General features: G+C 42.1%; 13 protein-coding genes and 1 other annotated feature (1 of these 14 cut by a window edge). Of the genes, 8 read left to right on the top strand and 5 right to left on the bottom strand.

Annotated features, from left to right (window positions below):
• Positions 1-177: a binding site (T-box leader), on the top strand (it extends 30 nt beyond the left edge of the window).
• Between the two features lie 128 nt (positions 178-305).
• Positions 306-2270, top strand: a complete 1965-nt coding sequence (thrS, locus tag BQ5364_RS00790; RefSeq protein ID WP_022249977.1) for a threonine--tRNA ligase — start codon at positions 306-308, stop codon at positions 2268-2270.
• Positions 2271-2387: 117 nt separating this feature from the next.
• Positions 2388-2993: a TetR/AcrR family transcriptional regulator gene (locus tag BQ5364_RS00785; RefSeq protein WP_004613708.1), complete on the top strand. Its 606-nt coding sequence runs from the start codon at positions 2388-2390 to the stop codon at positions 2991-2993.
• A 49-nt stretch (positions 2994-3042) separates the two neighbouring features.
• Here the strand turns inward: BQ5364_RS00785 and proC are convergent, their stop codons facing one another.
• The 3 genes from proC to BQ5364_RS00770 form a co-directional block, all read right to left on the bottom strand.
• Positions 3043-3837, bottom strand: a complete 795-nt coding sequence (gene proC, locus BQ5364_RS00780) for a pyrroline-5-carboxylate reductase (protein WP_004613707.1) — start codon at positions 3835-3837, stop codon at positions 3043-3045.
• Positions 3838-3855: 18 nt separating this feature from the next.
• The gene (locus BQ5364_RS00775; protein WP_004613706.1) at positions 3856-6222 is read right to left on the bottom strand and encodes a ribonucleoside triphosphate reductase; all 2367 of its coding nucleotides are present in this window, start codon (positions 6220-6222) and stop codon (positions 3856-3858) included.
• 119 nt (positions 6223-6341) lie between these two features.
• Positions 6342-7040 carry an anaerobic ribonucleoside-triphosphate reductase activating protein gene (locus tag BQ5364_RS00770; RefSeq protein ID WP_004613705.1) on the bottom strand — a complete coding sequence of 233 codons (699 nt, stop codon included), beginning with the start codon at positions 7038-7040 and terminating at the stop codon, positions 6342-6344.
• 288 nt (positions 7041-7328) lie between these two features.
• On the opposite strand from BQ5364_RS00770, the gene BQ5364_RS00765 reads away from it, so the two are divergent.
• The 4 genes from BQ5364_RS00765 (at position 7329) to hydF (ending at position 11377) form a co-directional block, all read left to right on the top strand.
• A complete protein-coding gene (locus BQ5364_RS00765) occupies positions 7329-7580 on the top strand; it encodes a TM1266 family iron-only hydrogenase system putative regulator (RefSeq protein ID WP_004613704.1) in 252 nt (83 codons plus the stop codon).
• A gap of 9 nt (positions 7581-7589) precedes the next feature.
• Entirely contained in the window at positions 7590-8642 is a 1053-nt protein-coding gene (gene hydE / locus BQ5364_RS00760; RefSeq protein ID WP_071143446.1) for a [FeFe] hydrogenase H-cluster radical SAM maturase HydE, read from the top strand.
• Positions 8643-8754: 112 nt separating this feature from the next.
• On the top strand, positions 8755-10176 hold the full coding sequence (gene hydG / locus BQ5364_RS00755; protein WP_004613702.1) for a [FeFe] hydrogenase H-cluster radical SAM maturase HydG: 1422 nt from the start codon (positions 8755-8757) through the stop codon (positions 10174-10176).
• Positions 10177-10186: 10 nt separating this feature from the next.
• Positions 10187-11377, top strand: a complete 1191-nt coding sequence (gene hydF / locus BQ5364_RS00750) for a [FeFe] hydrogenase H-cluster maturation GTPase HydF (protein WP_004613701.1) — start codon at positions 10187-10189, stop codon at positions 11375-11377.
• 52 nt (positions 11378-11429) lie between these two features.
• Here the strand turns inward: hydF and BQ5364_RS00745 are convergent, their stop codons facing one another.
• Positions 11430-12119 (bottom strand): P-II family nitrogen regulator, encoded by a 690-nt coding sequence (locus BQ5364_RS00745; RefSeq protein ID WP_004613700.1) that lies wholly within the window; start codon positions 12117-12119, stop codon positions 11430-11432.
• Between the two features lie 14 nt (positions 12120-12133).
• Positions 12134-13672, bottom strand: a complete 1539-nt coding sequence (locus BQ5364_RS00740) for a DUF1538 domain-containing protein (protein WP_004613699.1) — start codon at positions 13670-13672, stop codon at positions 12134-12136.
• 196 nt (positions 13673-13868) lie between these two features.
• Here BQ5364_RS00740 and sdaAB point away from each other — a divergent pair, with 196 nt between their 5' ends.
• Both sdaAB and sdaAA read left to right on the top strand, forming a co-directional pair.
• Positions 13869-14537 (top strand): L-serine ammonia-lyase, iron-sulfur-dependent subunit beta, encoded by a 669-nt coding sequence (gene sdaAB / locus BQ5364_RS00735; protein WP_071143445.1) that lies wholly within the window; start codon positions 13869-13871, stop codon positions 14535-14537.
• An 11-nt stretch (positions 14538-14548) separates the two neighbouring features.
• Positions 14549-15421 (top strand): L-serine ammonia-lyase, iron-sulfur-dependent, subunit alpha, encoded by an 873-nt coding sequence (sdaAA, locus tag BQ5364_RS00730; RefSeq protein WP_004613697.1) that lies wholly within the window; start codon positions 14549-14551, stop codon positions 15419-15421.

The raw sequence follows: 15421 nt of genomic DNA, 5'->3' as shown, positions 1-15421 counted from the left end.
GAAAGGATACAGAGAGAGAGGTCGCAGGCTGGAAGCCTCTTATTGCGGAAACATCTGAAAACTACCTCGGAGTGGCTGCAAAACAGTCCGGTGATTCCGTTATAATCAGTTGAGTGGTTCTGGTATTTGCCAGTACAATTTGGGTGGAACCGCGAGTAAAGAGAACTCGTCCCTTGTAATGAAATTCATTACAAGGGATTTTTTTCGTTTCATTTTACGTTTAGGGACAGGGCATTTGTCAATTAGGGACGTAGTAAAATTCAATTTTCCTACGTCCCCAAATTAAAAAAGGAGAGATGATTATTATGAAAATTACATTAAAAGATGGTTCCGTAAAGGAATATGCAGAGAGCAAATCAGTATATGAAATTGCACTTGATATCAGCGAGGGGCTTGCGAGAGCAGCTTGCGCCGGAGAGGTAAATGGAGAAGTTGTAGATTTAAGAACAGTTGTATCAGAAGACTGTGAACTGAACATTTTGACTGCAAACGACGAGAAAGGGCTTGCCGCACTTCGTCACACGGCATCTCATGTTCTTGCAGAGGCAGTAAAGAGATTATATCCGGAGGCAAAACTTGCAATCGGACCTTCCATCGATACTGGATACTATTATGATTTTGAACATGCACCATTTTCAAACGAAGATTTAGAGACAATTGAAAAAGAGATGAAAAAGATCATCAAAGAAGGTGCTAAAATTGAACGTTTCGAACTTCCTCGTGCTGAAGCGATCGCACTTATGGAAGAAAAAGGGGAACCTTATAAAGTGGAATTGATCAACGATCTTCCTGAAGATTCTGTGATTTCATTCTACAGACAAGGTGAATTTGTTGATCTTTGCGCCGGACCTCACTTGATGAGCACCAAAGGTGTCAAAGCATTCAAACTGATTTCTTCTTCCGGTGCTTACTGGAGAGGAAATGAAAACAATAAAATGCTGACTCGTATTTACGGAACTGCGTATTCGAAAAAAGATGAATTAAAAGCACATATGGAACATTTGGAAGACATCAAAAAGCGCGACCACAACAAACTTGGCCGTGAGATGGAACTGTTCACAACTGTTGATGTCATCGGACAGGGACTTCCTCTTTTGATGCCAAAAGGTGCTGCTATGGTCCAGACAATGCAAAGATGGATTGAAGATGAAGAAGAACGCCGCGGTTATATGAGAACAAAGACACCGCTTATGGCAAAAAAAGATTTATATGTCATTTCCGATCACTGGGGACATTATAAAGAAGGAATGTTCGTTCTTGGAGATGAAGAAAAAGAAGGCGAAGAAGTATTCGCACTTCGTCCGATGACATGCCCTTTCCAGTATTATGTATATAAACAAAGCCAGAAGAGCTACCGAGATCTGCCATGCCGTTACGGTGAGACTTCTACTTTATTCAGAAATGAAGATTCCGGAGAAATGCACGGATTGACTCGTGTAAGACAGTTTACAATTTCTGAAGGACATCTTGTGATCCGCCCTGATCAGGTAGAAGATGAATTCAAAGGCTGTGTCGATCTTGCAAAATACTGTCTGACAACACTCGGTGTGGAAGAAGATGTAACATATCGTCTCTCTCTTGCAGATCCTGACAATATGGATAAATATCTTGGAACAAGAGAAATGTGGGATGAAGTAGAAGATGTTATGCGTAAAATGTTAGACCATCTTGAAATCAACTACACAGAAGAGACAGGTGAGGCTGCATTCTACGGACCAAAACTTGACATTCAGGCAAAAAATGTTTACGGCAAAGAAGATACTATGATTACAATTCAGTTGGATATGTTCCTTGCAGAACGTTTTGACATGACATTTGTAGACAAAGACGGCGAAAAGAAACGTCCATACATCATCCATCGTACTGCAATGGGATGCTACGAGAGAACACTTGCATGGCTGATTGAAAAATATGCCGGCTTATTCCCGACATGGCTTTGTCCAGAACAGGTTCGTGTACTTCCTATTTCAGAGAAATATCACGATTATGCAAACAAAGTTGCTAACGAATTACGTGGCAACGGCGTAAAATGCACAGTTGACGAACGTGCTGAAAAAATTGGTTACAAAATTCGTGAGACACGTCTCGATCGCGTTCCTTACATGCTTGTTGTCGGAGCAAAAGAGGAAGAAGAAGGCGTTGTATCTGTACGAAGCAGATATTTAGGCGATGAAGGCCAAAAACCTTTGGATACATTTATCAATGATATTTGTAAAGAAATCCGCACAAAAGAGATTCGTAAAATCGAAGTGCAGGAAGATCAGAAATAAATTAATTTTTATCAACAAGGAGCCGAGCAGAAACAGAGTATGCTCGGTTTTCTTGTTTTTTATAAGAAGTTATGGTATACTTCATACAAATCTGTCATTGAATGAAGGAGGGAAAACATGAAAGAACCTGTAGAATTGTCAAAACAACAGAGAAAATCAAAAGAGACAAAAGAGCGTATCTTCCAGGCTGCAAAACGTATTTTACAAAAAAGCGGCTACGAAGAACTTTCCATAAAAAATATTTGCGAGGAAGCGGGCGTTTCCAACGGAAGCTTTTATCATCACTTTAAAACAAAAGATGATCTGCTTTCCTATTATATTGAAGACCAGCCAAGCATCGATCCGGATCGTTTAGAACTGCCTAAAAATAAAGAGGATGCAAAAGAAACGATCATTCATGTCTACTTAAATTATGTGAAATATTGTAAGGAACTTGGCGTGGAATTTATGGCGGGATATTACACTCCGCACAATCAGGCGTTAAACCCTACGATTCGTACCGAGCGTCCATACCCAATCGTCACTGTTCAGCATTATTTAGAACGAGCTTTAGAAGCCAATGCGATTCAATTGAATTTGAAAATCGAGGAAATCACCACAGATATCCGTATGATTGTCATCGGAAATGTATTTGAATGGGCGATGAGAAATGGAGATGCTGATTTTGAAGGGAATATGAGACGTTCCCTGTCTCACTATTTGGATAGTATTTTTGTCGTATAAAAGAGCCTGCCCTAACAACTCAAACGCGTTAGGGCAGGCTTTTATTTTTTTACATATTTCTGGATTTTTCCGCGCACACTTCCATCGCTTCCATCAAAGCACTCCTGAATCCTGCTGCCTCCAGCACTTTCACTGCCTCAATCGTTGTCCCCGCAGGAGAGCATACCATATCTTTCAATTCTCCCGGATGTTTCCCTGTCTCAAGAACCATCTTCGCGCTTCCCATCACTGCTTTCGCCGCAAATTTATATGCCTGCTTTCTTGGCATTCCTTCTGCGACTGCTGCGTCTGCCATCGCCTCAATCATCATAAACACATATGCCGGAGAACTTCCGCTTACCGTTACGACTGCATCAATCAATCTCTCCGGAATAATTTCTACTTCTCCAAATCCGCGTAAAATATCGCATACATGCTCCATCTCGCTCTCTGTCACATATGTATTTTTGCAGACACCTGTCATTCCTTCCTGAACCATTGCCGGTGTGTTTGGCATTGTTCTCACGAGTTTCACCGGTTTACCGAATTTTTCTTCCAGCCACGCAAGCGTTTTTCCAGGTGCGATCGTCACTACAATCTGATTATCTTTCATAACATCTTTAATCTCACAGATAACCTCTTCATAAAACTGTGGTTTCACAGAAAGTACAATCACATCTGCTTTTTCTGCTGCTTCTTTGTTATCCTCTGTCATATAAATTCCAAACTCTTTGTTCACACGTACTCTGCTTGCCTCTGATTTTGCCGTCCCGATAATCTCCTCTGCCTTGCAGATTCCATTTCCAATAATCCCGGCTATCATGGCATTTGCCATATTGCCACATCCTATAAACCCTAATTTCATCTTGTCTCCTCCTATGTTCTACATCTCTTCTGTATACTTTTTAATTTCTGACGTATTCGTCAATTTTTTTATTCCATCTTTTCCAAGCACAATCAACGTCGGAGCTTGACGGACTCCATATTTTTCTACAAGATCCATCGATTCTTCTGCATCGATTTTTTCATATTCCACATGTGCCTGATCCAGCATAAATCCTGCTACCTTGCAATTCGGACAAGTCTTCGTTGTAAACAGCAACGTTTTTGTCTCTTCCACCGATACATTTTCTTCTGCAATAATCTCCTTTGCCGCCTCTGTTCTCACTTTCAGATGTGATTTCGTAATATCGTATACTTTTCTTTCTTTGAATTCCTGAAGCTTTCCGTCATTCCAGTTCTGCACCGGACGGTAATATCCCGTGATACGGCTGTACACTTCTGTCGTCTTTCCGCAAATCGGACAAGTATATTGTTCCCCTGTCAGATAACCGTGTTCCCTACAGATAGAATAGGTCGGTGATATGGTATAATACGGCAGTTTGTAATTTTCGGAAATCTTGCGCACAAGCGCCGCCGCTGATCTCCAGTTTGGAAGTTTCTCTCCTAAAAATGCATGAAAAACAGTTCCTGAAGTATACAATGTCTGCATCTCATCCTGTATATCAAGCGCCTCAAAAATATCTTCTGTGTATCCAACCGGGAGGTGGGAACTATTCGTATAATAAGGCGTTCCACAGTCTTCCGCCGCTGTGATGATATCCGGGAATTGATCTCTGTCATGTTTTGCAAGACGATACGTTGTGGATTCTGCCGGTGTCGCCTCCAAATTGTAGAGATCCCCGTATTCTTCCTGATAATCCGAAAGTCGTTCTCTCATGTGATTCAACACATTTTTGGCAAACTCCTGTGTTTTTTCATGTGTCATATCTGCCCGCAGCCACTTTGCATTCAGGCCTGCTTCATTCATTCCGATCAGACCGATCGTTGAAAAATGATTGTCAAACGTACCAAGATATTTTTTCGTATATGGATACAATCCTTCATTCAAAAGCTTTGTAATAATGGTACGTTTTATACTTAAAGAACGTGCCGCAATATCCATCAGATGATCCAGTCTTCTGTAAAATTCCGCTTCATCATTCGACAAATAGGCGATTCTTGGGAGATTGATCGTCACAACTCCGACTGACCCTGTACTCTCCCCGCTTCCGAAATACCCCCCTGATTTTTTCCGAAGTTCCCGAAGATCCAGACGCAAACGGCAGCACATACTTCTGACATCACTTGGCTCCATGTCACTGTTTACATAATTGGAAAAATAAGGTGTTCCGTATTTTGATGTCATTTCAAACAGTAATTGATTGTTCTCCGTGTCTGACCAGTCAAAATCTTTCGTGATAGAATAGGTAGGTATTGGATACTGGAATCCTCTTCCGTCAGCATCTCCCTCAATCATAATCTCAATAAATGCCTTATTCACCATATCCATTTCTTTTTTACAGTCTTTATATTTAAAATCCATCTCTTTTCCACCAACAATCGCCGGAAGCTCTGCCAGATCATTTGGCACCGTCCAGTCCAGCGTGATGTTTGTAAACGGAGACTGTGTTCCCCATCTGCTCGGTGTATTTACACCATATATAAATGACTCAATACATTTTTTCACCTGCTTATAATTCAGCTGATCCGCTTTGACAAACGGTGCCAGATAGGTATCAAACGAAGAAAATGCCTGCGCTCCTGCCCACTCATTCTGCATGATTCCAAGGAAATTTACCATCTGATTGCAAAGCGTGGAAAGATGTTTCGCCGGAGCCGATGTGATCTTTCCTCCCACGCCTCCGAGACCTTCCTGAATCAGCTGTTTTAAAGACCAGCCTGCACAATACCCTGTCAGCATCGACAGATCATGGATGTGAATGTCTGCATTTCTATGTGCATTTCCTATTTCTTCGTCATAAATCTCTGAGAGCCAGTAATTTGCTGTAATGGCTCCTGAGTTGCTTAAGATCAATCCACCCACAGAATAGGTCACTGTCGAGTTCTCTTTTACACGCCAATCATTGATATTTACATAGTTATCCACAATTTCTTTGTAATCAAGCACAGTTGATTTCATATTCCGAATTTTTTCACGTTGTTTGCGGTACAAAATATACCCTTTTGCTACATCTCCGTAACCCGATTGAATCAGCACAGACTCCACACTGTCCTGTATATCTTCTACTCGAATGAGATTCTCCTGAATCTTCGGCTCAAAATCTGCCGTCACTTTTAAGGCAAGCATGTCGATAATATCCGGATGGATCGCTTTTTCCTGTGCTTCAAATGCTTTCGTGATCGCAGCTACAATTTTTTTCAAATGAAAATCAGTTATTTTCCCGTCTCTTTTTGTCACCTGATACATCTATCTCAACCTCCATCATTTACAAATCATGAACCCATTGTAGCACTGTGTGAAACGTGCGTCAATAGCACCAGAAAACCATATATTGTGTATTTTTAGTTTTACATTCCTATATATTGTTATATACCACGCAGTTCTACGTTTGAAACATAGGGTCTTATAACCTCCGCAAACGCCTGCATTTCTGCCTTTTCGCATCCGTTTATCTCATCACCGATCAACTCTCCTGAGTCCACAAAAGACTGCAAAAAATATTTTTCAGCCCCCCGTATCCACCGTCCAATTTCTTCAAACGATTCCCTCGTATGATATTCTTGAATTACCGTTGTTCGAAACTCATATGCAACCGGGTGTCCCAATAAAAATGCCACGCTTTCCTGTATCCGTTCCATCAGTTCCCTGCTTTCTTCGATTCCGGCTGTCTTACAGTATTGTCTTTTACTATTCTTAATGTCCATCGCAACGTAGTCTGCCAGTCCATTTTGAACAAGACTTTTCAACTTCTTTGGAAAACTCCCATTCGTATCCAGTTTTACCAAAAATCCAAGTTCTTTGACTTGTTCAAGAAATCGCTCAATATCATTTTGGAGCAATGGTTCTCCTCCGCTTACACAGACACCGTCCAAAATTCCCTGCCGCTTTTTCAAAAATGTAAAAATCTCTTCTTCCGGATACTTTTCTGTCTGTCCTGTCCCAAGAACGAGCGGCGCATTATGGCAGAACGGACATCTAAAATTGCAACCCGAAGTAAAGATTGTGCACGCCACCTTTCCCGGATAGTCTAAAAGTGTCAGCTTTTGCAGTCCTTGTATATTCATAGTATCACTCTTTTCTTTTTTCTAGCATTCCTAACTACCATAGCACTATCAGATGATATTTTCAATGTTTGGAATGTTTCTTAAAAACCAAATCGAGCATTGTACCTTTCTTGCGTATATGCTATACTTTTCATAACATACGTACTAATTACAAAGGGCAGATTTTTCTTTCTGATACCTGAGTAAAAAGGCGGACCGAATAAAAGACCGATCAGACTTATCAAGATAAGTCTGCCCTTTTTGAACCTTCGCCATAGGCGTAGGTTCTTTTTTAGGAGGGAGTTGTTTATGGAAACAAGAATTGCACTCATTGGCATCATTGTCACAAGTCATGAATCCATTCAGGAATTGAATACATTGTTAAGCGAATACGGCTCTTACATTGTCGGGCGCATGGGCATCCCTTATCGAGAGAAAAATGTCTCAATCATCAGCATTGCCATCGATGCACCAAATGATGTAATCAGTTCACTGTCCGGGAAAATCGGAATGCTTCCGGGGCTCAGCACAAAGACCGTTTATTCCAAACTACCGTTTTAATAAGGAAGGATGATTCAAAAGCTTATGAAAGAATTGATTCAAAAATTAAAAGAAACTCAAAACTTGTCAAAAGAAGAATGGATTTCACTGATTGAAAACCGCTCTGTAGAGCTTTCGGACTACCTTTTCGCGCAGGCGAGAGAGGTTCGACATCAATATTATGGAAAAGAGATTTATGTACGCGGATTGATTGAATTTACAAATTACTGTAAAAATGATTGCTTTTACTGCGGTATCCGAAAAAGCAATGCGAATACTACCCGGTATCGACTTACAAAAGAAGATATTTTGACCTGCTGCAAAAGCGGATATACACTTGGCTTTCGCACATTTGTCTTACAGGGTGGCGAAGACGGCTATTTTACCGACTCTCGTCTTTGTGATATCGTCTCTTCGATCAAGAGTTCTTATCCTGACTGCGCCATCACACTTTCCGTTGGTGAAAAATCTTACGAGAGCTATCAGGCATTATTTGAAGCTGGTGCAGACCGTTATCTTTTGCGCCATGAGACATTTGACTCCGTGCATTACCAAAAACTGCATCCGTCTTCTCTGACTGCCGAAAATCGTCAGCAATGCCTTTGGCATTTAAAAGAAATCGGATATCAGGTCGGTACAGGATTTATGGTCGGTTCCCCTTATCAAACTTCAGAAAATCTTGCCGACGATCTGTTATTTATTAAAAGCTTAAATCCCCAAATGATCGGAATCGGCCCCTTTATCTCACACCGTGATACTCCGTTTAAAGACCAGACATCCGGAAGCTTAGAATTAACACTTTTTATGCTTGGTCTTTTGAGATTAATGCTGCCGAAAGTATTACTTCCAGCCACGACGGCACTTGGAACTATCAGCCCTAACGGACGGGAACTCGGTATTCTGGCAGGTGCCAATGTCATTATGCCGAACTTATCCCCAATCAACATCCGGAAAAATTATCTTTTATACGATAATAAAATCTCTACAGGAGACGAAGCGGCAGAATCTTTAAATAGTTTAAAAAGAAGCATGGCAGATATCGGATATCAAATCGTGGTATCCCGCGGGGATTCCCTGAACTAACACTACGTAAACCTGCCCTCACCTGCTCAATTAGGGACAGGGCTATTGTCAATTGGGGACGTAGTAAAAGTCACTTTTACTACGTCCCCAAACTAAGAAAGGAGACAAACCTATGTATAACCCAGCATCAAAAAAAGCGGAAGAATTTATCAACCATGAAGAAATTTTAGCGACATTAAACTACGCAGAAGAAAACAAGCACAACGAAGTGCTGATCACAGAATTAATCGAAAAAGCCAAACTTCGCAAAGGGCTCTCACACCGTGAGGCATCTGTCTTACTGGCGTGTGACATCGAAGAAAAAAATCAAGAAATCTATGCTTTAGCCGAACAGATCAAGAAAGATTTCTACGGTAATCGAATTGTCATGTTTGCCCCACTATATCTTTCCAATTACTGTATCAATGGCTGTACCTATTGCCCATACCACATGAAAAATAAGCACATAGCAAGAAAAAAACTGACGCAAGAAGAAATCCGAAAGGAAGTCATCGCACTTCAGGATATGGGACACAAGCGTCTTGCCCTCGAAGCCGGTGAGGATCCTGTAAACAACCCAATCGAGTACATTTTAGAATGCATCAACACCATTTACAGTATCAAGCATAAAAATGGCGCTATCCGCCGTGTCAATGTCAATATCGCTGCAACAACTGTCGAAAACTACCGCAAGCTTAAAGAAGCCGGAATCGGAACTTACATTCTCTTCCAAGAGACGTACCACAAAGAAAGTTACCTTGAGCTTCACCCGACCGGACCTAAACATGATTATGATTATCACACCGAGGCGATGGACCGTGCAATGGAAGGCGGCATCGATGATGTGGGAATCGGCGTCCTTTTCGGTCTTGATAAATACCGCTATGAGTTTGCCGGACTTTTGATGCATGCAGAACACCTCGAGGCAGTCTGGGGAGTCGGCCCGCACACGATCAGTGTTCCTCGTCTGAGACACGCAGATGATATTGACGCAGACGCATTTGACAACGGAATTGACGACGATATATTTGCAAAACTGGTTGCCTGTATTCGTATCGCCGTACCTTACACCGGCATGATTATTTCTACCAGAGAAAGTCAGAAATGTCGTGAACGCGTTCTCCATCTTGGCGTCTCCCAGATCAGCGGTGGTTCCAAGACAAGTGTCGGCGGCTATGCTGAACCGGAACCGGAAGAAGACAAATCCGAACAGTTCGACGTAAGCGACACAAGAACCTTGGATGAGATCGTCAAGTGGCTGATGGAACTTGGCTATTTCCCAAGCTTTTGTACCGCCTGTTATCGGGAAGGACGCACCGGAGACCGTTTTATGTCTCTTTGTAAAAGCGGACAGATTCAAAACTGCTGCCAGCCGAACGCACTGATGACCTTAAAAGAATACCTGATGGATTATGCTTCCCCTGAGACAAAAAAAATCGGAGAAAAATTAATTTCAGAGGAAATCAACCACATTCCAAATGAAAAAGTAAGAAAAATTGTCATTGATAACCTGAAGGCAATCGAAGAAGATAACCGCCGTGATTTCCGGTTCTAGGAGGAAAATTATGAGTCTCAATAACACACCATCTTCCGAACGTATTCATATCGGAATCTTCGGGAAGCGAAATGCCGGAAAATCCAGCGTCATAAACGCCATCACCGGTCAGGATCTCGCCATCGTATCTGATATCAAGGGCACGACGACCGATCCTGTCCTAAAATCCATGGAACTGCTGCCTCTCGGTCCAGTTGTCCTGATTGACACACCGGGACTTGACGATGAAGGCAAGCTCGGTACACTTCGCATCAAAAAAGCATATCAAATGCTAAACAAAACCGATATTGCTGTCCTTGTCGTGGATGGCAGCATCGGCATGACAGAAGAAGACGACCGGATTCTTACTCGAATCAAAGAAAAAAACATACCATATGTCATTGTCTTCAACAAAATGGACTTAATAACAGATGCTTCTGTGAATACCAGACAAGAAAGTCATTCCCTACAAGTCAGTGCCAAAAACGGCTATCATATACAGGCATTAAAAGAATTGATTGCAAGTCAACTTCCAAAAGAACTGACTAAGAAAAAAATTGTAGGAGATTTGATTGCACCACTTGATTTTGTTGTGCTTGTCGTTCCCATTGACAGTGCTGCTCCAAAAGGCAGACTCATCTTGCCACAGCAGCAGACAATCCGTGATATTTTAGATGCAGGTGCAGTCTCCATTGTTGTAAAAGATACGGAATTAAAAGATACATTGGACAAACTTGCTGTCAAACCAAAACTTGTCATCACCGACAGTCAGGCATTTGGAAAAGTCTCCAAAGAGGTTCCTCGTGATATTCCGTTAACTTCTTTTTCCATCTTATTTGCCAGATATAAGGGAAATCTAGACACATTGATTACCGGAGCCCGGACACTTGACACCTTAGAAGACGGAGATACTGTACTCATCAGCGAAGGCTGCACACATCATCGTCAATGTGACGATATCGGTTCCGTGAAACTTCCGCAGTGGATTTTAGCGCATACCAAAAAAGAACTCCACTTTTCATTTACAAGTGGAACCGAATTTCCAAATGATCTTTCTGATTATCAACTCATTGTTCACTGCGGTGGATGTATGCTGAACGAACGTGAAGTGAAATATCGAATGAAATGTGCGCTTGATCAAAATGTTCCTATAACAAATTACGGCATCGCAATCGCACATATGAAAGGCATCTTAACCCGTAGCCTGGAACCATTTTTATAGACAGTACATCGTGAATCGGAGAATCCTTTATGTCCGGATTCTCCGTAATTCTTTAATCTAAAAACTCTTCTTCCGGCATTCTGACACCCACTGTACTTGTTACCGGAAGTGAAAACACAATCGCCTTTTCTTTACTTTCAAGCCCTGCCTGCTCCATAATCGCTTTCATAATCTCATTTTTCTGCGATGTCTTCGCCACGATCAAAATAATCTCTTTTTCCTCTGCAAGAGATACTCCTAGAAATTTTTCTGCTTTTTCCATTCCGGTTCCTTTTGCATGAATAACCGTTCCTCCACCTGCATTCGCACTCCGTGCTGCATCCATAACATTATCAATACTTCCCTGATTTGCAATTGCAACAAGCAATTCGTACTTTGTATCTTTCAATACTGTTTCCTCCTCTTTTTCAAACTCTTGCCCACCAATCAAATACTGCAGCACTTTTTTTCCACCGATACTGCTCACTGGCACGATAAATGCAATTCCGGTTCCCGGCACATCAATCTGCATCTTAATAATCAATTCCCGCCGAAGTTGTTTCCACATACTCTCCGTTACGATTGAAAAATACACCGCCTTTTCGCTTGCCTCCAATCCGAAATAATCCAAAACGGTACTGTCTGCAGTTCCTCTTCCCAATGCTCCAAAAACAGGAGCCATCTCATTTTTTTCAAATAAGTCTTGGAATTGATTGCGTAATTGCCGGTTTGTAATTGTAACCATCATATATACTTTGCTCATAAAATTCTCGTCTCCTACAATTCAATAATATCTGTATCTCCAAATGCTTCCAACGGTAATACCAAAACAGGTTCTTTGGTTTCTTCTGCCACATGTTTTGAACGTAGTTTGTAGATTGCTCCAAGCACCTGAATCGTAATCAACGGGGTCATCGCTACCATAGCAACTACACCGAATGCATCCGTTACAATATTACCGCCTACTGCCTGGCACGCTCCCATTGCAAACGGCAATAAAAAGGTTGCTGTCATTGGACCGGATGCCACTCCGCCCGAGTCAAATGCAATTGCAGTAAAAATCTTTGGCACAAAAAAGGATAAAACAATCGCAATCGCATATCCCGGAATGATGAACCAAAAGATAGAAATTCCTGTCAGAACCCGAACCATCGCAAGTCCAAGTGATACAGATACACCAATTGACAGGCTGAGCCCCATCGCATTTCTGGAAATGGCACCGGACGTAATTTCTTCTACTTGTTCCGTCAATACATATACCGCCGGTTCTGCCTTAACAATAAAATATCCCATAATCATGCCAATCTGGATAATAATCCAACGATAAGGAAGCGCCGCAATTAGTTGTCCCAGATAATTTCCAGCCGGCATAAATCCGATATTTACTCCTGTGAGAAATAGCACCAGTCCTATATAAGTGTATACAATTCCAACAAGAATTTTCACTAACGTTCGTTTTTTCAACTTCAGTGAAATACACTGAAAAACTGCAAAAAACAAAACAATCGGCAACAATGAAATCAGTATCTCTTTCATATATGTTGGGATCCCATCTGCAAATAGTTTCCACAATTCCACAGAATCACTCGCATCCGGAATAACAGTTCTAGTATAAGTACTTCCCTGCGGATTATAGATAAGCCCTAAAATCAGGACTGCCAAAATCGGTCCAATTGAGCAAAGAGCAACTAGACCAAAGCTGTCATTTTCCGCATGTTTATCACTACGCACCGCCGAAAAACCAATTCCAAAAGCCATAATAAACGGCACTGTCATCGGACCGGTGGTCACCCCTCCCGAGTCAAATGCAACTGCTAAAAAGTCCGCCGGCACAAAAAATGCAAGCAGGAATACAATTGGGTACAACACAACAAGCATATGCGGCAATGCAATTCCAAACAGCATTCGAAGCACCGCTGCCACAAGGAATATCCCTACTCCGACCGCGACTGCTATGATTAATGTATAATTGGGAATAGATGGCACCTGCTCTGCCAGCACCTGTAAATCCGGTTCTGAAATTGTAATGATAAACCCTAGTACAAAGCAGAGAACCACAACCGCTCCAAGCTTTTTTGTCTGCGTCATCTTTGTCCCAAGCCGTTCTCCCATCGGTGTCATCGCCATTTCTGCTCCCAATGTAAAAAACATCATTCCAACAATAAGCATCAATGCTCCAATAATAAAAGCCATCAGAATGCTAGTCGGTACCGGTGCGATTGTAAAACACAAAAATAATACAATCCCAATAATTGGTAAGACTGCTCCCAATGACTCCTTTAGTTTTTCCAGTAATTTTGTACGATATAATTTCAAATGTTTCCGCGCCTTTCTGCCTTCTTTGGCTGAATCTAAGTTTACAAGTTTCTTATCCGTTTTTTTCTCTTCTATTCTATCATGAAATTCATTCTCAAAAAAGAAAATTTTCTATAAACTTTTCTCGTGCTAAACCCTGTAACTTCTTTTCATTTCCTGCTATACTAAATGAAGATACAACAGGAGGACAACGATTATGAATTTTTTAAGTATTTTTGATGTGATCGGACCGAATATGATCGGACCTTCCAGCTCACACACAGCCGGAGCAGTATCCATCGCATTAATGGCACGCAAGATGTTCCCGGAAGATATAAAAAAAGTGACATTCACACTATACGGCTCTTTTGCGAAGACCTATCACGGACATGGCACAGATCGGGCGCTTCTTGGTGGGATCCTTGGATTCTTTACAGATGACGAGCGAATCCGGGATGCCTTTCAGATTGCCAAAGATAGAAATATCACCTATGAATATATCATCGATGAGAAAACTGCTACCGAACATCCAAATACAGCAGATATCGATCTTATTGGCGTGACCGGACATACACTCTCTATCCGCGGTGAATCTATCGGCGGTGGAAAGATGAAGATTGTCCGCATCAACAACATCGATGTAGAGTTTACCGGAGAGTACAGTACCTTGATCGTGCAGCAAAAGGACACTCCGGGAGTGGTTGCTCACATCACACAGGCACTCAGTGAACAGGAAGTAAACATTGCATTCATGAGATTATTCCGCGAAGACAAAGGTGCCAACGCATATACCGTCGTGGAATCTGACGAACCGATTCCAGAGGCTGTATTAGATAAAATCAAAACGAATCCGCATGTATCTGATCTTATGCTGATTCAAATGTAGGAGGGATTAGTATGGATTTTTTTACCGGACAAGAATTGATAGGAGCATGCAAAGAAAAAGCACTTCCTATTTCTGAGATAATGAAACTTCGCGAGATGACGGCAGGATCTCTTTCATCTGAAGAAATTGATTCGAAGTTAGAGACAGTGCTCTCTATTATGAAAAATGCCGCAACCAGACCTCTCTTACATCCTGGAAAATCTATCGGCGGATTGATTGGCGGTGAAGCAAAAAAAGTAAACGATCATGGGAAAACCACTTCCTGTGTCTGTGGCAGTATGCTTTCGAAGGCAATCTCCTATAGCATGGCTGTTTTAGAAGTCAACGCATCGATGGGACTGATTGTCGCTGCCCCGACTGCAGGTTCGTCCGGCGTCGTTCCGGGTGTACTGCTTGCAATGCAGGATGAACACGGATTATCCGATGAGAAACTCTACCAAGGGCTTTTAAACGCAAGCGCCATCGGATATCTCCTCATGCGAAATGCCTCTGTCTCCGGTGCGGAAGCCGGATGTCAGGCGGAGGTTGGCGCCGCAAGTGCCATGTCGGCAAGCGCCATTGTCGAGATGATGGGCGGAACTCCCCATATGTGTCTGACCGCTGCAAGCCTTGCGCTTTCCAATCTGCTTGGGCTTGTCTGTGACCCAATCGCAGGGCTTGTAGAATCCCCGTGCCAAAGCAGAAATGCGATTGGAGTAGCCAATGCGATTACATCCGCCGAACTTGCTTTGAGTGGAATTTCACATCCGATACCATTTGACGAGATGGCGGAAGCTATGTTCCGTGTCGGAAAAAGTCTTCCATTTGAACTGCGGGAAACTGCGATGGGCGGCTGTGCCGGGACACCGACCGGCTGTAAACTAGGCTGTGAGATCTGTAAATAG

Origin of the sequence: Coprococcus phoceensis (genome assembly GCF_900104635.1) — a bacterium.
GTDB classification, from domain to species: Bacteria; Bacillota; Clostridia; order Lachnospirales; family Lachnospiraceae; genus Faecalimonas; species Faecalimonas phoceensis.
The sequence above is the reverse complement of the archived record's forward strand: the minus strand, read 5'-3'. Positions and strand labels throughout refer to the sequence as shown.